Raw genomic sequence first — 20685 nt, 5'->3', positions numbered from 1 at the left:
CCGACAAGGTAGTAACGGAGTTGGCTGGGGCGGGTGTAGTGGCGATGGCTATTCACGGGAACAAGAGCCAGACCGCCCGGCAGACCGCCCTAAAACGCTTTAAAAACGGAGACATCAAAATTCTTGTTGCAACTGATATTGCGGCGAGAGGAATTGACATTCCTGAGCTGTCCCATGTGTTTAACTATGAATTGCCAAATGAACCGGAAACCTATATTCACCGTATCGGCAGAACCGGCCGTGCCGGTCTGGGAGGCATTGCCATTAGCTTCTGCGACTATGATGAAATTTCTTACCTAAAGGATATTGAAAAGCTGATGGGCCGCACGATTCCTGTGGAAAAATCAGAGTGGCCAATGATAATTCTGCAAAAGACAGAAAAAGCACCGCAAAAGCGGTTTAGCTCCGGTCGTTCACATTCCCCCTCGGCATCATCTAATCCCAGGCATTCACAAACCCGGACGGCCGCTTCCGCAAGACCTCATGCTGCATCCGCGAAAGAGCATGATCGCGTGGTAGGCAATCGAAAAAGACGCGATCGCTGGTAAAAGGCCTCTCTGGTTTGGGACAGGACACGGAGTCCCCTATGAAAAGGAAAATATCACGTCTTCGGTTTTCCGGAGACGTGATATTTTGTAGTTTATTGGAATATGGTCCCCCATACTGACTGATAATCAGCGCCGCCAGTTTTGGATTCGGAGTTTTGATGTTTACGGGATATTGCAATTTTTTTTCATAAATAAACATTAGCCGTTCACTCCTTCATCCCAGGGCCACGGGTCATTCAGCCAGATAAAGCCGTCCTGCTCTGTAATATCGGTTTGGAGGAGGGGCCCGTACATTTTCCGATACGTTATCCGGCCCTCTTGGGCAAGCTTGATATAAGACCAGTAGAGGTTCAGAACCTCCTGATCCTTGGGATGGGTGGTGAGATAAAGGCCCAGCTCGTCGATTGCGAAATCAAGCGCCATCAGCTCCGCCAAGGCGGTGTTGTTGGTTTTCAGCTTGTCAGTCATTGCCGCCTTAAAAGGCAGGTCCAGCCCCGGAAACAGCGTCCCTGTCTGAAGCGCCGTGGCGTTTTCATAGCGGGGCGGGTCCTGATCCTGCATGGGCACATAGGGAAATGCCAGCGGCGCGCAGCGGCCGGGAAGACTCCCGTCGTTTTGGCCGCAGGAATTTAATTCAGGTCTATCCATCTGCAAAAATACTCCTTCCTTTGCGCAGGTTTGCTCAGACTGCGCACGGTATCGTGCGCTTATGCCATACTATGCCCGGCAACCTCCGCGGGTACATCTTGCGGGACCGAAGGGAAGAGTGCTATAATATACGCAAAGCCCTCCCGGACTGCCCGCGCCCGCTTGCGGCGGACATAATGGAAAAGCCGTACCTCATATTCTTCACGGGAGGTGACGGCGATGGTTGTTTTTATACGCAGGACCCATCTGACCCTATCCGCACTGCTGCTTACGGCGGTGGCGGGGATGGCGTTGATTTTGTGGCAGGGGAGTGGGAGTGTCTCTGTGCTCTCTGCCCAGCAGGTGGGAAGCCCCAGCCGCGTGGTGGTGGTAGACCCGGGCCACGGCGGAGAGGACGGCGGCGCGGTGGCCGGGGACGGCACGGTAGAGAGCGGGTTGAATTTGCAGATTGCCGGGCGAGTGGACGCGCTGCTCCGGTTTTGGGGGCAGGACACGGTGATGACCCGGACGGAGGACGTGTCCATCCATTCTCCGGAAGCCACGACGCTGCGCCAGAAAAAGGCGTCCGACCTTAAAAACCGGGTGGCGCTGGTAAATGGACTGGAGAATGCGGTGCTCCTCAGCATCCATCAGAACAGCCTGCCAGGCTCTCCCAAAACCCACGGCGCACAGGTATTTTACAATGGCGTGGAACCTGCCCCGGCGCTGGCCGCCACCGTGCAGGAACGGCTGAACAGCAGCGTGAACACTGGAAACGGAAAAACGCCTAAGCGCATTTCCGATTCTATCTATCTCACGAAAAACGCCACGGCTCCGGCAATCATCGTGGAGTGCGGATTCCTCTCCAACAGCGCCGAAACCGCCCGCCTGCAAGAGCCGGGATACCAGATACGGCTGGCGTCCGCCATTGCCGCCGGATATTTTTCTACGGAGGAAACATCATAGATGAAAGCGAAAAGCACGTTTTACTGCACGGAGTGTGGAAACGAGACGCCCAAATGGGCGGGGAAGTGCCCCGCCTGCGACGCGTGGAACACGGTGGTGGAGCGCCCCGCGGAAGCCGCGCCGAAAAAGTCCCGGGGGATTGGGAAAGCGGCGGCCCCGGCAATCCCCGTCATAGGGGGCGCCCGCCGTGCCCGTCCGGTGACGGATTTGCAAACTGCGTCGGAAATCCGCTTTCCCACCGGAATGGGCGAGCTGGACCGGGTCCTTGGCGGCGGAGCCGTCAAGGGTTCGCTGGTTCTGGTGGGCGGCGCACCGGGGATCGGAAAGTCCACGCTGATGCTGCAAATTTGCAGCAAACTGTGCGAATTTTCTAAGGTTTTGTATGTATCCGGAGAGGAGTCGGAGCACCAGCTAAAGCTCCGTGCAAAGCGGCTGGATGTGGAGAGCGAACAATTGTTCGTTATCTCTGAAACCTGTCTGGGGGACGTGCTGGAAACGGTGGCGGCGGAGCAGCCGGACATTCTTATCATTGACTCCATCCAGACGCTGTACAACGACGCGCTGGATTCTCCCGCCGGGAGCGTGGGGCAGGTGAAAGACTGCACCATGGCGCTGATGCAGCTTGCCAAGGGGCAGGAGGTCACCGTATTCGTCATCGGGCATGTGAATAAAGAGGGCTCCATTGCCGGACCCAAGGTTTTGGAGCACATGGTGGACTGCGTGCTGTATTTCGAGGGAGATCAGCACAGCTCTTACCGCATTTTGCGGGCGGCAAAAAACCGCTTTGGGGCCACCAATGAGATCGGCGTGTTTGAGATGGAGGACGCGGGGCTGCACGAGGTGGAAAATCCTTCAGAGCTGCTGCTGGCAGGCCGCCCGGCGGATGCGCCGGGAAGCTGCGTCACCTGTGTGATGGAGGGCGTTCGGCCAGTTCTGGCGGAGGTGCAGGCCTTGATTGCCCCCAGTGGCTACGGAACGCCCCGCCGCACCAGCAACGGCTTTGATTACAACCGGGCGGCCATGCTGATCGCAGTATTGGAAAAGAGGGGAGGGCTGAAGCTCTCTACCTGTGATACTTATTTAAATATCATCGGCGGCTTATGGTTGGACGAGCCTGCCGCCGACCTTGCCGCCGCCGTGGCACTGGCCTCCAGTTATCTGGATCAGCCCATTCCCAGCGATCTGGTGGCCATCGGAGAGGTGGGACTGACAGGGGAGCTGCGCAGCGTCAGCCAGTTGGGCCAGCGGGTGAACGAGGTGCAGCGTCTGGGTTTTAAGCGCTGCCTGATTCCGGAGCATCGGTCCCAATCGCTCCATCCGCCGGCAGGGTTAGAGCTGATTCCGGTGCGGAATATTGGAGAGGCTCTGCGGGCCGTGCTGCGCAAACAGGGATAAAATGAACGCAGCCGCCACCGGCGGGCGGAACGCCCGCAGCCGCCGCGCAGTCCAGATCACACAGTCCATCCTTTTGATAGATACAGACAGAGGTGCACGGAATAAGCCCCATAAATTTTAATCCGTTCCTTTCAGTTTGAGATGTTTGCGGGCAGTCAAGCGCTTGCGGCTAGGATGTGCCGAAATGGTAGAGTTTATGTTTTGTAAGAGGAAAAAACGGCCCGCCAACAGGCCGGGCCTCTTTGGGAGTTCCCCGGCACGAGGCTGGGGAACCACAAGACAAGGCAGGCCGTTTGGAAAGACGTGAAGCGGGCGCAGCACGCTAGGTTTGAGCAAAACGTTGGGCCGCACAGCTTCCGAAAAGTCTACGCCATGGAGTTGATGCAAAAGTACGGGGACATTCGGCGCGTGCAGCGGGCCATGGAACACGCCAGCCCTGCCGTCACCGCTATTTATGTGATGGCTGACACGCTGCTTTTTCGGAAGAACGTCCTCGCCGAGCAGCGGAGGCGGAAATTTTCGGTTGACAAGTGACTAGCGCCGCTTTATACTTGTGTCAAAACAACCCTGCACCTGAATGAGGGCTGTTTTGACACAGCCAATACGGCGCGGAAGGAGGACGGCAAGCTAGGTTCGGAGGCGGCGAAAACACACGCCATCGAATACCAAGACGGAACAACAACGTTTATTTTGTTGCCCGGAGCGGCTGGCCCCAAGCGCGATGCGGGGCGCTGCTTCCGACGCGCTGCCTACGACACGCAGCGCGCGCAGCCCGGCAGTATGCCGGGGCGGAGGGCGGACAGTCGGCTTTGTTTTGCAAAAACGATTGAACAAAATAAAAATTTTGTTTAAAGCGGGGGAGTCAATAAAGGATATCCAATCCGATTACACTGTGACATCGTAGACGTCGCCATCGCTGGTCGGGTTTTCTATATAACGTACGCGGGCATGAAAAGGTTGTCATCCACCGTGCGGGTTTACGCGCGGACAGCGCTGCCTACGGCAACTGGATTACGGAATCATTTTCAGGATTATGCTGTTGCATATTGCATAAGGTTCTGCGCCGACTGCTTGGAAATACCCATCCGGACAAACCCGTTTCCAGCGATTTGGGCGGCTTTTCATGAAGAAATCCTCTTTCAAGACCGCTCAGGCCACTACGCGTACAATAACATTACAGGATTGAGGGTGATATTTTGAACGATTATCGTACTGAAGCGCCGCCGGTTCTGCGGGACTTTCTGGCGTATCATGAAACCATCAAAGCTCATTCAAAGCGAACCGTGGATGAATACTTTCTGGATCTGAGAAACTTTTTTCGCTACATGAAGCAGACACGAGATTCCTCCCTGCGTGACAGGCGGCTGGATGAAATTCCTATTCTAGATGTGGATTTAGACTTTGTTAAATCTGTAACATTAACAGACATTTACGGATACATGACCTATCTCAGCCGCGACCGGATTTTGCATCAAAACAGCTCTAACTCAGATTATGGACTAAATTCCTCCTCAAGAGCAAGAAAAATTGCAACACTTCGATCTTTTTACAACTATCTGACCAATAAGGTACACTTGATTACCGAGAATCCCGTAAAGGACATCGACTCCCCCAAAACCAGAAAGTCGCTGCCGAAATATCTGACACTGGATGAAAGCATCCGGCTTTTAGAGTCGGTTGACGGAAAGAACCGCGAGCGGGACTACTGCATTCTGACACTTTTTCTCAACTGCGGATTGCGTATTTCCGAGCTGGTGGGGCTGAATTTAAACGATATTCAGGAGGAGGCCCTTCGGGTTTTGGGCAAGGGCAACAAAGTCCGCATCGTCTATCTGAACGATGCCTGCAAGGACGCGCTGCGGCGATATCTGGCGGCGCGGCGGCCCGTGTCGGGACGGGACAGCGGCGCGCTGCTTCTGTCTGAGCAAAACAAACGCATCAGCCGCTCCGGCGTGCATGCGCTGGTAAAAAAGCATCTGGGTCAAGCCGGACTGGACGCATCGGAATACTCCTCTCACAAGCTCCGTCATACTGCCGCCACACTAATGCTGCAAAATGGCGTGGACGTGAAAGCAGTGCAGGAGGTTTTGGGTCACGAGCACCTGAATACCACGGAAATCTATACGCACATCGACAACGAAGCCCTCCGTGTCGCCGCAAAGGCAAATCCCTTGTCACGCGTTAAAATTCATGACAAATCTGGCGAATAAGAGAATCAAAAAACTTTGAACCAAAGAATTGCAAATTTGTTTCGTTATCATTATAAAGAGAATTTGAGATAAGTCCTTTTGTCTCCATAAAATGCGGCACAGGAAAGATATCACTTTTCCTGTGCCGCATTTTATGGAATTTCTCCCGCCGCTTAGATTGCCGCTTTTGCGATCAGTTCGTTCAGCGCAGCGGTTTCGTTTTTCAGGCTTGTATCAGCCACACCGAGCATGTCCTTCAAGCGGCTGATGACGCGCTCAATTTCGCTTTTGGTATTCTGCACCTGTGCCTGAGACTGATTAATTTTATCCAATACCGCCCAATCCGCAAACAATCCGTCAAAGAAAAAATCTGCAAATCCCAGAAAGCCTTCGATGCTGACCTGCATATCCGCATGAATCGTCACATCAGTCAGCTCTGTTTTAAAGCGGCGCAGTTGTACCTGTAAATGCTCTACCTGTTGCTGCGCTTCATCCAGATGGCTGTGCTTCGCCAAATCCGATATCAGCCCTCCGCCCAGCAAATCCCAAGTCCCCCAACCCTCCGCGCTGTCAAGGCTGGATAGAACCCCTTCTGTAGTGGCAAGAGCGGCCTGCCCGGCGCCAAACGCCTCGTTGATTTCCTTAATCTGTCCGTCCAGATATGAAATGCGTTCTTCAGTCTCAAGAATCTTCCGGACATCTTGTGTGCCCTGGGATTTAATGGCATCCAGCTTTTCCTTCAGTGTCTGCTCATATTCCCTCTCGCACTCCCCTAGTCGGCCAAGTTCAGCTTCGTAGCGGCTGATATCTTCCTCCACGGCAAAAAGCTCGCGCGCGGCCACGTCATACTTCACACCCGCAGCATAGGCCTCTTGACGTTCTTTATCCAGCTTTTCATCCTTTTTGCCGACAACACCGTAGAAAAAAGCGGCCAAGCTATGCCCTTCCAGCCGATCCACGTCTGCTTGTTCGTCTAATTTTTCTTTCTTCAGTGCATCGGTTTTTAAGAGCAGAGACTCTCGTTGAATATAGAGCTCTTTCAGTTTGGATTGGGTGTGCTTCTTTTGTTCAATCTTCTTGCGAAGACCCTGTATCTTTTCATCGTAATATACCATTGTGAACTCCATTCGATTTTATATTACTGCCCATTAGCCATACAGAACATCCCGGCAGCCCAGCCATAGCAAACCACTGATCGGACGCCGGTCTTTAGATCCTTCCTTGTCCGCTTTTGACCTGCGCAAAGTTTTCCTGTCACAAAATTTCACGCCAGCAGGCTACTCCAGTTCCAGTCGGTTTCCGAGGGGATGGTCCCCAGCCGCCACAGGGAAACGCCGGTAATGCCCAGCAGCTTGGCGGCGCCGAGCTTGACATGAACGCTGTTATTATCGTCGTACCAGACGAAATAACGGCTGCCGTCTTCCGTGGTATAGATTGCATAGGGCTGTTGATAGGTGTCAGACCAGCCCTTTTCCGTATTCGACTGTCTCAGCCGCTGATATAGCGTCTCATTGGAGGGATACACCGGCGTTCCGGAGAGAAGCTTTCCATCTGCGCCGATTTTCCATGCCATGGGTTTGCTGGAGAAGCCCAGAAGCAGCTTGGGCTGATTGGCAGCGCCTATTTGGACGACGGCGTCCAGCAGTGAGGCGTATGTCTGATCAGCCGGAGCCTGCGCAGCGGTCTTGTAATACTCCGTTCCCACAAAGGGAGTCATATCCGCGGTGTTGTAATCATACGCCATCAAAATTACCCGGTCGGTAACCGCTCCGATGGCAGCGTAATCATAGCCGTCGTAATAGCTTCCGGTGGTTAAAATTGGGGAAACACAAATATACAGGCTCTTGCCAAGGGAATGCACTTTACTGGAAAGCGCGTTCAAAAACACCGTAAAATTCGCTTTTTGCACAGTCCGTAGACCCTCAAAATCAATTGTCACACCGGAATAGGGATTTTTGCCCACGGCGTTGTAGGAAACGGTCAGCTCATTGACTATCTGCTCCACCGCCGCCGAAATTCCGGCCTCGGATGCCAGCAGCTCCCGCACGCCGCCGGACACATCCATATAGACGCTCAGGTTCAGTGGGGTGCCGCCCGCGTCCAGATAGCCGGTTACGTCCTGATAGCCGCTGGGAACGGCGTACTCATTCCCGTTCGCTGAGGTGGTGGAAAGCAGCGCCGTAGTTCCGTCCCACGTCATCCGGCTCCACCCGGCGCTGACGGCCTCCATCCCGTCCGTCAGGCTAAGCTGGCTTCGGGAGGAAATGGCGTAGAACCCATGGACAAATTCAGTGGCCCGGCTGAGCTTTTCGTAAATGCGCACCAGCATGGCGGTAGCCTGTCCCCGGGTCGCGGTTGCGTTGGGGGCAAAGGTGGTTTCTGAGGTGCCCGAGGTCATGCCAATCTGATAGGCCACAGCCACATAGCCCTTCCCTGCTTCCACGTCTGTGAACGGAAGCGCGGTCGATTTTTCCTGAATCGCAGCCGCCCCCTTCAGCCCCACCGCCCGGACCAGCATCTCAGACATCTCGGCGCGGGTGATGGGCACGTCCGGGCGAAATTTTTCGCTCTGATCCACCACGTCATGGGCCAGAGCCGTCTCCACCACAGAGTACCATGTATGTGAGGCAGGTACGTCGGAAAACGAAGGCTGCAAAGGCAGTTCTCCGTCCCAATTCATGGTTTTCACCATCATCCGCACCAGCACCGCTGCAAACTGGCCCCGGGTGATGGGGGCCGAATAGCCAAAGTTGGAGGCGCTGTATCCGCCCATCAGGCCGTAGTCCGCGGCCTTCTGCACCTCGGCTGCAAGAGCACTCCCCACCGGAATATCCCGGAAGGACGCGGCAGAAACCGGCAGTGCGGCCACTGCGGTCAGAACAGCGGCCAACAGTGCCGCACAAAGCTTTTTCATATGTATTCGCCATCCTTACTTTTTAATCAATACAAACAATCACGGCTGGCGGAAAGAAACTCCGTCAGCCGTAATTATAGCACCTTTTTTCGCCGCGTTCAAGTCACGCACGGTTAACACCAAGGATTCTGACAGGTCGAATAAGGACATACTCATAGCTGCTCAGCGGCCTGTTGTCCGCATCAAAGCTATGTGCCGCTACGAGAATGTCCTCCGGACCATAGGGCGGCTGCGCCTCCACCACGATTGGTGAATGTTGATAACGGCTCCCGCCCAGAGAGAGCTGGGCCAGATCGCCCGGACGCAGCTCCCATAATTGACATTCCACACCCACAGGGCCCACCGAGGGCTGGGACCGGGTGAGGAAGTTATACAGAAATTCCACCCCCGTCCACGCGGGGGCCTTTCGATTCGCGTTAATATAGTACCAGCCATAGGTCGGGAGAAAATTCATTACGCCGCCCCCGGCATACAGACACTGAGATGCAAAATTTGTGCAGTCTCCGCCGATGCTTTCATAGTCGTAAAAGGCCGGATTTCGGCCATAGGCCCAGCGATGGGCGTACTGCACCGCTGCCTGGCGGTCATAGTCCTGTAAAATCATGGGCACCCCTCCCCTGCCCCCAGCTTATGCGAAGGGAGAGAACTGTGCCACCACCGGCCTTTGGCGGACACGCCCGCCCGTGCGATTTTTTACATGAGCGGCGCAGTCCCTATAAAAAGGCAGGGAGACATTCGTCTCCCTGCCCTGTTTTTCTGAAAAAATGATTAAATTTTGTGGTCGCAGCCCAGAACGTGAATCAGCTTATGGGACACCATGTCCTTAATGGCCTGACGGGCGGGCTTGAGATACTGGCGGGGGTCAAAATCACCCGGGTTTTGTGCGAAGTGCTCCCGAATGCAGGCCGTCATGGCGAGACGAAGGTCGGAGTCGATGTTGATTTTGCACACGGACAGCTCCGCCGCGTGGCGCAACTGATCCTCCGGCACGCCGATGGCGCCGGGCATGTTGCCGCCGAATTTGTTGATCTTCTCCACAAACTCCTGCGGTACGGAGGACGAACCATGCAGCACGATGGGGAAGCCAGGCAGCCGACGGGAAACCTCCTCCAGCACGTCGAACCGGAGCTGGGGCTTCGTGCCGGGTTTAAACTTGAACGCGCCGTGGCTGGTGCCGATGGCGATGGCCAGAGAGTCGCAGCCGGTTCGGGAAACAAATTCCTCCACCTCTTCGGGGCGGGTATAAGAGGAGTCCTCGGCGCTGACGTTTACTTCGTCTTCAATACCGGCCAGAGTCCCCAGCTCTGCCTCCACCACCACGCCGTGGTCGTGGGCATATTCCACCACTTTTCGGGTGATCTCAATATTCTCGTCGAAAGGTTTGCCGGAGGCGTCGATCATCACGGAGGTAAAACCGCCGTCGATGCAGCTTTTGCAGGTTTCAAAATCCGGGCCGTGGTCAAGATGGAGCACGATGGGAACGTTGGGACACTCAATGACCGCGGCCTCTACCAGCTTAATCAGATAGGTATGGTTGGCGTAGGCCCGGGCGCCCTTGGATACCTGAAGAATCAGGGGGGCATCCAGATCGCGGGCGGCCTCGGTGATGCCCTGTACGATCTCCATATTGTTGACGTTGAACGCACCGATGGCATAGCCGCCTTCATAGGCCTTTCTAAACATTTCGGTTGACGTGACCAGTGGCATATCAATCATCTCCTGTCAAAATTATTGTTTTCCCGGCGCGGCGAGAACACGCGCCTGAGTCCGTGCATCCATCCAAAACGGTTTGGATACGTTTTAAGAAAACGATTTTCTGATATCATAATAGCACAGAGAAATAAAATTGCAAGTATTTACAATTGTGGGTGAACATGATAAAATATTTTCACTTATACATTTATCAAGCCCGGCTTTCCGGGATGAAAAATCAGGAGGAACTATCCATGAGTGAACTGAAAGGCGCCTGCATCTTAGGCCAGTCCGGAGGTCCCACTTCTGTGATCAACGCCAGCGCGTACGGCGTGATCGCCACCGCGCTGAATTCTCCAGCCATCACTGCGGTTTACGGCGCGGAGCACGGCATCAAGGGCGTTTTGAACGACCGTTTATTCGACATGGGCAAGGAGACCCCCACAGAGCTGGAGCTTTTGAAATACACTCCCTCCTCCGCTCTTGGCTCCTGCCGCTACAAAATGGCGGACCCGGATATGGACGACACCGACTACAAGCGTATTCTGGAGACGTTTAAAAAGTATGATGTGCGCTACTTCTTTTATAACGGCGGCAACGACTCTATGGACACCTGCAACAAAATCTCCAAGTATATGCAGAAGACGGGCTATGAGTGCCGCGTGATGGGTGTACCCAAGACCATCGACAACGATTTGTACGGAACGGACCACTGCCCCGGATACGCCTCCGCCGCCAAGTATATCGCCACAAGCTGTATGGAGGTTTATCAGGACGCCCGGGTCTACGACACCGGAATGGTCTGCATTGTTGAAATTATGGGCCGCCACGCCGGTTGGCTGGCGGGCGCGTCTGCTTTGGCCACAACCTACGGCGCGGGTCCAGACCTGGTTTACCTGCCGGAGACGGACTTCAACATGGAGGAGTTCCTAGCCGACGTGGAGCGCATCTACAAGGAAAAGGGCAACTGCATGGTGGCCGTGTCCGAGGGCATCCACTATCCAGACGGCACCTTTGTGTCCGAGGCGAAGGCGTCCGCCACCGACGGGTTTGGTCACGCCCAGTTGGGCGGGCTTGCCGCCACGCTTGCCGCCATCGTCAAGGAGAAGACCGGCGCCAAGGTTCGGGGCATCGAGCTGAGCCTTTTGCAGCGCTGCGGCGCGCATCTGGCCTCCGAGACAGATATTGAAGAATCATTTATGGCCGGAAAGGCTGCTGTGGAAAATGCGGTCAACGGCATCACCGACAAGATGGTGGGCTTTGAGCGAATTGAGCGGGACGGCCATTACGTCTGCAAAACGGCTCTGCTGAACTTGACCGACGTTGCCAACACGGAGAAAAAGGTCCCGCGGGAGTGGATTAACCCCAGAGGCAACGGCGTGGAGCAGCCCTTTATTGACTATGTGCTGCCCTTGATTCAGGGCGAGCCGAAGCTGCCGAAGGAAGACTCCCTCCCCCGCTTCGCGAAGCTTAAAAAGGTGCTGGCGAAATAAAACATGCGGCCCGCTCATTCGAGCGGGCCGCATTGTAATTTAAGAGAGTCGTTCGCAGTGCAGACGGGCCTCGTCAGTACCCTGCGGCTGCGCTTGTTTCTGTCCGGAGGTACGATGCACTGAAGTCGTTTGCTTTGAATATGATAGATTGCGGCCTGTGTATTGGAGGTAATTATTTTGGAACTTGAAACTTGTCGCAATAATGATACCGTCATGGATACCGTGATGATCGCGCGTATTCTTCGCGCCGAGCGCTGTCAGCTACTGGTGTGCGACTGCGCTACAAACCAAGAGGTTGTTGTTCATGCAGATAATGCATGCTGCTTCTCCTGCGGTGATTGCGTGTGCATCCGTTACAGCGGGGCCATGACGATGAGTCTTCCCCCACAGATTTCCGCCACCTGTGTTGCGCGGCACTGTGGAAACTGAGCGTACTTTTTTCTATATAGAAGAGAGGGCCGAAAGGCCCTCTCTGTTTTATTGAACCTTACTTCTTACCTCCTATCGGTTTTTCTGGTAGATGGCCCACAGCCCGTCCATCAAAAGGTACTTGTCGTAGATAATCTCATTCCGGCAGTACTTCACGATGATGGGCGCGCTCCCTCCTGTGGCCACCACGCTGACGGTCTTGCCGCGAAATTCGTCTCGGATGCGGTCCAACACGCCGTCCAGCATCCCGGCGGTTCCATAGATGATACCGGCGCGCATGCAGTCTTCCGTGTTTTTGCCGATGAGAGACTTGGGGTGCTGGAGGGAAATGGCGGGAAGCTGCGCCGCCCGGCGGCTCAAAGCCTCCAGCGAGACATTGACCCCCGGCAGCAACAGCCCGCCCTCATAGGTACGGTCGTGAGAGATGACCCCGATGGTGATGGCGGTGCCCATGTCGATGGTGACGATAGGTGCGGCGAATTTCTCAAGAGCCGCCACCGCGTCCGCCACAATGTCGGCCCCCATCTGGGTCTGAAAGTCCATGCGGATATTCAGGCCCGTTTTCACTCCGGGCCCCACCACCATGGGCGGCTTTCCCAGAAGACGGCCCACCGCCTTTTCCAGCATGAAATTCAGCGGCGGAACCACGCTGCACACAATGGCTCCGCTGACGTTCTTCAGATCGTAATGATACAGCGCAAATAAATTCATCAAGTCAATGCTGAACTGATCCGCCGTTCTGCGGATGTCCGTATCCAGCGCGGCCAGGAACTTCAGCTCCCTGTCCGGGCCGAACAGCCCCACGGACATATTGGAATTTCCCACGTCGATGGCCAGAAGCATGTCGCAATCCCCTCCCCTGTCTGATGCTTTTATGGTATCACGTCCGGACAATTCTTGCAAGCGGAACTGCATTCTGCTATAATGATCTTATCAGTCGAACAAAGGTTTTTTAACAACTGCTTTTTAGAATTTGAAAGGAATTTTGCCTATGGATACAATTTGCAAGCTTTCTTCCCCCTTAGGACCTCTGTGCCTTGCGTCGGACGGCACGGCGCTGACTGGGCTTTGGTTGGAAGGGCAGAAATATTTCGGCTCCACTCTTACGGGGCACGAAGAAACCGCCGCGCTTCCGGTATTTGATCAAACGCGGGACTGGCTGGAGGTCTATTTCTCAGGCGGGATTCCCGACGCTCTTCCGCCGCTGGCTCCCCAAGGCAGTGCATTTCGCAAGGAGGTATGGAAGCTTCTGCTGGAAATTCCCCGGGGCGAAACCGTCACCTACGGTGCGCTGGCGCAGCGCCTGCAAGCACAGGGAACTTCCGCGTCGGCCCGGTCCGTGGGCGGTGCGGTAGGGCATAACCCCGTTTCCATCCTCATCCCCTGCCACCGGGTGGTGGGCGGAGATGGCTCCCTCACTGGCTACGCTGGGGGCCTTGGCAATAAAATGCGCCTGCTGGAGTTGGAGGGCGTGGATTTAAAAAGATTTCATCTTCCCAAAGAGAGGGAATATCTGTAAGATAAATACACTTTACAGACAATTTGCAAATTGAAGCAGAGTACGGCATTTTTTGATTGGAAAGGACGCGGAGAGAATGGATGAAACAATTGTTGTCAAGCAGTCAGAAAAAGGCGTTTTCCTCGTCATATGCATCATATTAGGAATGACCTTACTTAGTGTGTTTCTACTGTTCGCAGATTTGATGGAAAGCCCTCTGCTGCAGATTGTGTTAAGAGTTTTTGCAGCTTTTAGTATTCTCCTTTATACTTTTTGCAGTATTTTTTTTATCAAAAAGGCGCTGTCCGGAAAGCCGCTTCTTACAGTCACTACAGATGGTATTTTAGAAAACAGCACTGTACTTTCTTTCGGATTTATTCCGTGGAACGATATTGAATTTATTTATCTTGGCAGTATGATGAACAATGTATTTATTGAAGTTTTGTTAAAAAATCAGGAAGCTTATATTGAAAAGCTTAGTGGTGTCAAAAAATGGTTAGCGCGGTGGAATCTCAAGTTGGGGCATCAACCTATTAGTATCTCATTGAGCCCCAGCGATGTCTCTCCGCAGGACCTGATTGGAGAGCTCCAGAGACGGCATATGGCAGCGCAGTAAAATCGCCGTCAGTAACCTATACATACAAACAGAGGGAAGCACAAGGTGCTTCCCTCTGTCTTTTTTATTAAAGAATAATGCAGATCAGCCCGCCGCTGCCCTCGTTAATGATGCGGGTCAGCGTCTCCTGAAGCTTCTTCCGTGCGTCGTCAGGCATCCGCTGGAGTTTGTTTTGCAGGTCTTCACTCACCAGCTCGTGGAAGCTGCGGCCGAAGATATTGGACTGCCAGATTTTGCTGGTGTCCCCCTCAAACTCCTGTAAAAGATAGTTCACCATGTCTTCCGACTGCTTTTCGTTCCCCACAATGGGGCTGACCGCCGTCTCGATGTCGGCACGAATCATGTGGATGCTGGGGGCGCTGGCCTTCAGGCGCACGCCGTACCGTCCACCCTGCTTCATGATTTCCGGCTCTTCCAGCTTCAGCTCGTCAAGACCGGGAACTACAATGCCGTATCCGTTTTCCCGCACGTCGTTCAGTGCGCCCGCCACCTTGTCATACTCTGTTTTCACGGTGGCAAGCTGGGTCAGCAGGCTCATCAAATCCCCGTCGTCCGCCACGGAGAAGCCCGACTGCTCCGACAGCGTCCGATAAAACAGCTCCTGAGGTAGAAGCAGCACCGATGAGGCAACACCCGTTCCAAGGTCGATACCGGTGAGCTTGGCAGAGCTGATGTTCTCGCTCTTGCCAAGCTGTGCAATCACGCCGTCAACCTCCCGGATGTGGCGCAGTCCCATGGTCCCTTCCCGCACCGAGCCGTACAGTCCGGCCTTGATGGGGTGGTTCGCCGGAAGGGCGTCCACCCACGCGGGCAGGAACACATCCAGCTCCTGCATGGGGAATTCGTACAGCACGGCCTTCAATACGTCCGCCACTGCAGCCTCGTCCAGTTCCAAACAGTTTACCGGCATGCAGTTTACGTCATAGTGAGCGGCAATGTCCTTTGCCATCGCCTGCACCCGCTCGGATTTGGGCGAGTCGGAGTTCAGCAGGACGATAAAGGGCTTTCCCAGCTCCTGAAGCTCCCGGATCACCCGCTCTTCCGCTTCCAGATAATCCTCTCTGGGAATCTCCGAGATGGACCCGTCGGTGGTGATGACGATGCCAATGGTGGAATGCTCCGCAATCACTCTGCGGGTACCAAGCTCCGCCGCCTCCATCATAGGAATCTCGTGGTCGTACCAAGGAGTTGTTACCATGCGAGGCTGGTCGTCTTCTGTGGACCCGATGGCGCCCCGAACCATATACCCCACGCAGTCAATCAGCCGCACGGAAAACGCCGCCCCATCGGACAGCTGAATCTGAACGGCCTCCTCCGGCACAAACTTTGGCTCCGCCGTCATGATGGTCCGTCCCGAGCCGCTCTGGGGCAGCTCGTCTCTGGCCCGCTCACGGCGGTAGACGTTTTCAATGTTGGGGATCACCTGCGTCTCCATAAACCGTTTGATAAATGTAGATTTTCCCGTGCGTACCGGGCCTACCACACCGATGTAGATGTCACCGGCGGTCCGGGTGGCGATATTCTGATAGATGGTCGTATTCATAGCATCCCCCGTCCTTCTTGCAATCCTGCTTCCACTCTATGTGGAAAGCCTGACAAGTATGACAGGCAGGAGCCACCGAAAATTGCACAAAAGTCCGTCGCTTTTTTGCGGATTCTTTTTGGATATCGCATATTTACAGTTGTGTATTATCATGCTAAATTGATAATTAACTAAATCAAAAGGGCGGGGCCCTTAAATTGGAGGAATTGTAATGAACATGAAAAAGGTTCTGGCTCTGCTTGCCATGGCGGCAATTGTCGGCTCTCTTGCCGCCTGTGGTGGCACTGCGCCCGCAGGCAGCGAAACGTCCGGCTCCGCGTCGTCTTCCCCGGAGGCCGCGTCCGGCAGCGCGGCACGCACCACCTTTACCGTCGGCTTCGACGCGGAGTATCCCCCTTACGGCTTTATTGCCGACGACGGAAGCTACGTGGGCTTTGATCTGGATTTGGCGCAGGAGGTCTGCGACCGCAACGACTGGGAGCTTAATCGCCAGCCCATTGACTGGACCTCCAAGGACATGGAACTGGACGCGGGGAATATCGACTGCATCTGGAACGGCTTCACCATGACCGGACGCGAGGAAAACTATACATGGGTAGGCCCCTACGTAAATAATTCCATTATGTTTGTGGTGCGGTCTGACAGCGGGATTACCGACGCGGCGCAGCTTGCCGGAAAACCGGTGGTGACTCAGTCCGGCTCCTCCGCTCTCACGGCGCTGACTGACGACCCCGGTGACGGCAGCAACGACGAGAATCTTGCTCTGGCCGCCTCCTTCTCCGCGCTGGACGAGGTCCCCGACTACAATACCGCCTTTATGAATCTAGAATCCGGCGCCAACGACGCCATCGCGGTGGATATCGGCGTGGCCAACTTCCAGTTGAAGACCCGTGGCTCCGACAAGTTTGTGATGCTGGAAAAGCCCCTGTCCACCGAGCAGTACGGCATCGGCTTCAAAAAGGGCAACACGGAGCTGGCCGATCAGGTAAAGGACACGCTGGATGCCATGTGGGCCGACGGAACCTTCCAGAAAATTGCTGCCACAGCCGCCACAACCTACGATGCGCCGGAACTGGCCGATATGCTCTGCTACGGCGAATAAGCAGACTGCTTCCGTGAGGGCGGCGGGAAACCCCGTCGCCCTCACCAGCAATTGAAGAGCAAGGAGAATTTGGAATGGTTTTGGCAAATGTACTCCAGCAACTGCTGACGGGCCTGTGGGCCGCCGTGCAGCTTTTTGTGCTGACGCTGGTGTTTTCCATGCCTTTGGGGCTTCTGGTGGCGCTGGGGCGGATGTCCGCCTGGGCGCCTCTGTGCCGTCTTGGCACAAAGAGGGAATCCGCCGGGAAGAAACCGGGCAAAGCAGTGTCGGCACTGCGGGAATTCAAGCCCGTGCAGGCGTTGGTGCGGTTTTTTATCTCCGTCCTCCGGGGCACGCCGCTGATGCTTCAGATGATGGTGGTGTATTTCGGACCCTACTACGTTTTTGGCATCAGTCTATCGGGCTATTCTCGCTTGCTGGCGGCGGTCATTGCGTTTTCCATCAACTATGCAGCCTACTTCGCGGAAATTTATCGCTCCGGCATCCAGTCCATCCCGCAGGGACAGTATGAGGCTGCGCAGGTGTTGGGTTATAGCCGGAGACAGACCTTTTTTAAGATTATTCTGCCCCAGATGGTGAAGCGGGTCCTCCCTGCCGTCACCAACGAAGTAATTACGCTGGTGAAGGATACGTCTCTGGCCTTTGTCATCGCCTATCAGGAGCTGTTCAACGTTGCAAAGCAGATTTCCGCCGCCAACACCACCGTCCTCCCTCTATTTATTGCGGGAGCGTTCTACTTTTTGTTTAACAGCGTGGTGGCTTGGGGGATGGAACGCATTGAAAAACGTATGAGCTATTATAGCTGAGGAGGTGTCCGAAGATGAAAGTGATGGAGTTGAACCGCGTCCGCAAGTCCTTTGACGGGACTGCGGAGGTGCTACGGGACATTTCCGTGAGCGTGGACAAGGGGGAGGTGGTGGCCATCATCGGTCCCTCCGGCTCCGGAAAGTCCACCCTGCTGCGCTGCGCCACATTGTTGACGGAGATGGACGGCGGCGAGCTTTCCTATTCCGGGAACAAAGCCGCATGGAACGATGCGCGTGGCAGAACGGTTTATGCCGGAGATCTGAAAAAGATACGGCGCTGCTTTGGGCTGGTTTTTCAAAATTTCAATCTCTTTCCCCACTACACAGTTTTGAAAAACCTGACGGACGCGCCTGTCAGCGTGGCGGGCAGGAGCCGGGCGGAAGCGGAGATCGCGGCATTGGAGCTGCTGAAAAAAATGGGCCTTTCCGACAAAGCGGGGTGTTATCCCTGCCAGCTTTCCGGCGGACAGCAGCAGCGGGTGGCCATTGCAAGGGCTCTGGCCATGCAGCCGGAAATTCTGTTTTTTGACGAGCCCACCTCTGCGTTGGACCCAGAGCTGACCGGCGAAATTTTAAAGGTTATCCGCCAGCTCGCACAGGAAAAAATGACTATGGTGATTGTCACCCACGAAATGGCCTTTGCCCGGGATGTTGCGGACCGGGTGATTTTCATGGACGGAGGGGTCATTGTGGAGCAGGGCGAGCCCCAAGAGGTGCTTAGGGCCCCAAAGGAAGAGCGGACGAAGCAGTTTCTGGCCCGGTTTTCGAGTTGAGGCAACAGGGCCTCGCTTTGCAGCATTTTCTCGCCTCTGGCGGCAATCTAAATCCAAATTTGTTTGTATCGGTACATATTTCGGCTATGGACGCTTGCCTTGGGCTATGGAACGCAGAGACCGACGGAATGCAGCGGCATAAGGACCATTAAAATCGGCGCAGCCTATGGCTGCGCCGATTTTGTATGTTATATTCAGAAAAACGCAGTCCCTCTGGCACTTACGCCCGCTTCCGGGGAATCAGCAGCAGCTTTTCCTCCGATACGTTCACCTCGTCCTCCAAGTCGTTTGCAGAGAGGATGGTGGTTACGGTGGTGTTGTACCGCTTGGCAAGGTCCCAAAGCGTCTCCTGCCTGTTTTTGCACCGCAAAACGAGGGAGGGGGCGCCGGAAAGGTCCTTTGGCGCTTCGCTGCTGATTTTTGCGGAAGACACACAAACTCTCTTTTTCCGAGAGACTGCCTCCGCCCGAAACTCCACCGAGAACCGTACCTCGATCCCCCGGTCCCCCAGACTTCCCTGAACTTCCTCGGGGCAAATGGCGTGGGCGGTTACCCGGCAGTCCTCCGGTAAATCCATCTGACAGTTCACGTCGATGCTTCGCTCCGCCATCAGCGCAGCGCCGCCCTCGTCCAGATACAACGCCCGAACAGCCACGGCGGTACGAAGGGTACTGCCTCCGCCTTCACGGTTGACGGATACGGCGCTGGGAGAGGCGGAAAGTGTCAGAATGGAATCCGCTACCACACCGATTTCCAGTACCTCCCGCACCGTTTGACGGCGGGTCAGGGTTTCCGCGAAGTCACATAGCTGCAAAGGCTGGGCCTCATAGCTCAAATCATAGGCCGTGCTGTACAAATCGCACAGCAACGTCACGTCCTGCTCCTGGCGCAGCAGGGCTGTGGCGTGGAGATACAGCGTGACGGCAATCTTTCGGTTGTCGTGGTCTCCGTCCACCTGAATATCTGTGCCGGTGAGCTGAACACTAACCGAGGCCACACAGCCCTCGGCCGCGCCGTCCACCTCCATAATCTGAGAAAACGGCAGCTCGCCGGAGGTGGAGCAGCATCTTCCCTCCAAGGAGCGGTACAGGAGACAAACTGTGAAGATTCCCTTCAAAATCAGCTTGCTGCCCACCACCTTCGTCTCCGTCACACAAACGGAGACGCGGCTGGACAGGATTTCCGCAGCGCCCTCCCTGCCCGGGGACAGGTCTAGCTCATCAGAGAATGTAAAATCTTTTTCTGCGATATGTGTCAGTGCGGTGGTATGCTGCACCTCCCGCCGCTTTTCAACGCACAGGGCTGCGTCTGTCTCCGCGTCGGTGCAAAATTCCGTCTCTGCCCGGCGATATCCGGTAAGGCGGGTGACAAGCCGACAGCGGGTAAACACCTTACGGGGGTTCAGCGCACGGGTTTCCAGCAGCTCAGGCTCTGTATCCGCTGCCAAAAGCACACACTCCGGCATGGCTTTGGCGTCCGACTCGGCGGAAAAGGGCATGGCAAAATCCAGCGTGCGCACGCCGCTCTCCCCATCAGGGGTATAGAGCACCGTTATCCGCACGGTGCCGGAGATTTCCGCCTTTCCGTCCCGCAGCTCCCGGCTGTGGAGATAGATTTTTCCCTCCGTGTCGATGATGCGGGCAATGTCAGGGCAGTAATCCGGCACAATTGTCTCCGCCGTCTCCTCCTGCGTCAGCACAAGCTCCCCGCCCACGTCATAGGCGTCGAAGCGGGCTTTTTTTAAATCCAGTTCCATTCAGACCATCCTTTCCCGGCCATTGTGATTCTAGCCTATCCTATGCCGGGAGGATGAGGGTTATTCCTTGATTCCGAACAACCTGCGCAGCAGGCCGCACAGCGCTTTCGGCGACTTCCAGACGACGATTTTCATATACACGCACTCCTTTTCCAAATCAAACTCATCTCAGCGCCGAAGACAGGCGCTCCCGCAGGCGATAAGGGGCAGTGCGACGATAAACAGCAGAAAGCCCGTAGGAAAAATCGCCGCAATTAAAATGACCAGCCACAGCGACACCGCACATACGCACAGCCAGCAGCACCCTACTCCGCCACGACCACACCACATATACGCCG

General features: G+C 55.2%; 19 protein-coding genes and 2 pseudogenes. 12 read left to right on the top strand and 9 right to left on the bottom strand.

Annotated elements, in window-relative coordinates; genetic code table 11:
* Positions 1-548: helicase-related protein (locus RTK01_RS10140; protein ID WP_312280850.1), on the top strand; the 548-nt coding region annotated here is incomplete at its 5' end.
* A gap of 103 nt (positions 549-651) precedes the next feature.
* Here the strand turns inward: RTK01_RS10140 and RTK01_RS10135 are convergent.
* Together RTK01_RS10135 and RTK01_RS10130 are read right to left on the bottom strand one after the other, a co-directional pair.
* Positions 652-747, bottom strand: a pseudogene (locus tag RTK01_RS10135) (manganese catalase family protein); the annotation flags it as partial.
* A complete protein-coding gene (locus RTK01_RS10130; RefSeq protein ID WP_312280849.1) occupies positions 747-1196 on the bottom strand; it encodes a spore coat protein CotJB in 450 nt (149 codons plus the stop codon). The pseudogene RTK01_RS10135 and the gene RTK01_RS10130, both read right to left, overlap by 1 nt.
* A gap of 219 nt (positions 1197-1415) precedes the next feature.
* On the opposite strand from RTK01_RS10130, the gene RTK01_RS10125 reads away from it, so the two are divergent.
* From RTK01_RS10125 to RTK01_RS10110, 4 genes and pseudogenes are all read left to right on the top strand, one after another.
* Positions 1416-2141 (top strand): N-acetylmuramoyl-L-alanine amidase, encoded by a 726-nt coding sequence (locus RTK01_RS10125; protein WP_312280848.1) that lies wholly within the window; start codon positions 1416-1418, stop codon positions 2139-2141.
* Positions 2142-3536 carry a DNA repair protein RadA gene (gene radA, locus RTK01_RS10120; RefSeq protein ID WP_312280847.1) on the top strand — a complete coding sequence of 465 codons (1395 nt, stop codon included), beginning with the start codon at positions 2142-2144 and terminating at the stop codon, positions 3534-3536.
* A gap of 261 nt (positions 3537-3797) precedes the next feature.
* A pseudogene (locus RTK01_RS10115) lies at positions 3798-4070 on the top strand (tyrosine-type recombinase/integrase); the annotation flags it as partial.
* Between the two features lie 662 nt (positions 4071-4732).
* Entirely contained in the window at positions 4733-5746 is a 1014-nt protein-coding gene (locus RTK01_RS10110; protein ID WP_312280846.1) for a tyrosine recombinase XerC, read from the top strand.
* 152 nt (positions 5747-5898) lie between these two features.
* Here the strand turns inward: RTK01_RS10110 and RTK01_RS10105 are convergent, their stop codons facing one another.
* The 4 genes from RTK01_RS10105 to fba all read right to left on the bottom strand — a co-directional run bounded on the left by RTK01_RS10105 (position 5899) and on the right by fba (position 10346).
* Complete coding sequence (locus RTK01_RS10105; protein WP_312280845.1) at positions 5899-6840, bottom strand: hypothetical protein; 942 nt, start codon at positions 6838-6840, stop codon at positions 5899-5901.
* Between the two features lie 149 nt (positions 6841-6989).
* Entirely contained in the window at positions 6990-8639 is a 1650-nt protein-coding gene (locus tag RTK01_RS10100) for an S-layer homology domain-containing protein (RefSeq protein ID WP_312280844.1), read from the bottom strand.
* 103 nt (positions 8640-8742) lie between these two features.
* A complete protein-coding gene (locus RTK01_RS10095) occupies positions 8743-9243 on the bottom strand; it encodes an amidase domain-containing protein (protein WP_312280843.1) in 501 nt (166 codons plus the stop codon).
* A gap of 164 nt (positions 9244-9407) precedes the next feature.
* Complete coding sequence (gene fba, locus RTK01_RS10090; RefSeq protein ID WP_312280842.1) at positions 9408-10346, bottom strand: class II fructose-1,6-bisphosphate aldolase; 939 nt, start codon at positions 10344-10346, stop codon at positions 9408-9410.
* A 239-nt stretch (positions 10347-10585) separates the two neighbouring features.
* On the opposite strand from fba, the gene RTK01_RS10085 reads away from it, so the two are divergent.
* Both RTK01_RS10085 and RTK01_RS10080 read left to right on the top strand, forming a co-directional pair.
* Positions 10586-11824, top strand: a complete 1239-nt coding sequence (locus tag RTK01_RS10085; RefSeq protein WP_312280841.1) for a 6-phosphofructokinase — start codon at positions 10586-10588, stop codon at positions 11822-11824.
* Between the two features lie 177 nt (positions 11825-12001).
* On the top strand, positions 12002-12253 hold the full coding sequence (locus RTK01_RS10080; RefSeq protein ID WP_312280840.1) for a hypothetical protein: 252 nt from the start codon (positions 12002-12004) through the stop codon (positions 12251-12253).
* 72 nt (positions 12254-12325) lie between these two features.
* On the opposite strand, the gene RTK01_RS10075 is transcribed toward RTK01_RS10080, so the two are convergent.
* Positions 12326-13096: a type III pantothenate kinase gene (locus RTK01_RS10075; protein WP_293007577.1), complete on the bottom strand. Its 771-nt coding sequence runs from the start codon at positions 13094-13096 to the stop codon at positions 12326-12328.
* A 148-nt stretch (positions 13097-13244) separates the two neighbouring features.
* Between RTK01_RS10075 and RTK01_RS10070 the strand changes: the two genes are divergently transcribed.
* The gene (locus RTK01_RS10070) at positions 13245-13772 is read left to right on the top strand and encodes a methylated-DNA--[protein]-cysteine S-methyltransferase (protein WP_312280839.1); all 528 of its coding nucleotides are present in this window, start codon (positions 13245-13247) and stop codon (positions 13770-13772) included.
* 76 nt (positions 13773-13848) lie between these two features.
* Positions 13849-14367, top strand: coding sequence for an STM3941 family protein (locus RTK01_RS10065; protein WP_312280838.1), 519 nt, complete (start codon positions 13849-13851; stop codon positions 14365-14367).
* 67 nt (positions 14368-14434) lie between these two features.
* Here RTK01_RS10065 and spoIVA read toward each other — a convergent pair whose 3' ends face one another.
* Complete coding sequence (gene spoIVA, locus RTK01_RS10060; protein WP_312280837.1) at positions 14435-15910, bottom strand: stage IV sporulation protein A; 1476 nt, start codon at positions 15908-15910, stop codon at positions 14435-14437.
* Between the two features lie 211 nt (positions 15911-16121).
* On the opposite strand from spoIVA, the gene RTK01_RS10055 reads away from it, so the two are divergent.
* From RTK01_RS10055 to RTK01_RS10045, 3 genes are all read left to right on the top strand, one after another.
* Entirely contained in the window at positions 16122-17012 is an 891-nt protein-coding gene (locus RTK01_RS10055) for an amino acid ABC transporter substrate-binding protein (protein ID WP_312280836.1), read from the top strand.
* A 74-nt stretch (positions 17013-17086) separates the two neighbouring features.
* Entirely contained in the window at positions 17087-17818 is a 732-nt protein-coding gene (locus RTK01_RS10050) for an amino acid ABC transporter permease (protein WP_312280835.1), read from the top strand.
* A gap of 14 nt (positions 17819-17832) precedes the next feature.
* Positions 17833-18591 carry an amino acid ABC transporter ATP-binding protein gene (locus tag RTK01_RS10045; RefSeq protein WP_312280834.1) on the top strand — a complete coding sequence of 253 codons (759 nt, stop codon included), beginning with the start codon at positions 17833-17835 and terminating at the stop codon, positions 18589-18591.
* Positions 18592-18811: 220 nt separating this feature from the next.
* On the opposite strand, the gene RTK01_RS10040 is transcribed toward RTK01_RS10045, so the two are convergent.
* On the bottom strand, positions 18812-20347 hold the full coding sequence (locus RTK01_RS10040; RefSeq protein WP_312280833.1) for an SPOCS domain-containing protein: 1536 nt from the start codon (positions 20345-20347) through the stop codon (positions 18812-18814).
* Positions 20348-20685 lie beyond the last annotated feature (338 nt).

This window comes from Oscillibacter sp. (assembly GCF_031978065.1).
In the GTDB taxonomy this organism is placed as follows: domain Bacteria; phylum Bacillota; class Clostridia; order Oscillospirales; family Oscillospiraceae; genus Oscillibacter.
The sequence above is the reverse complement of the archived record's forward strand: the minus strand, read 5'-3'. Positions and strand labels throughout refer to the sequence as shown.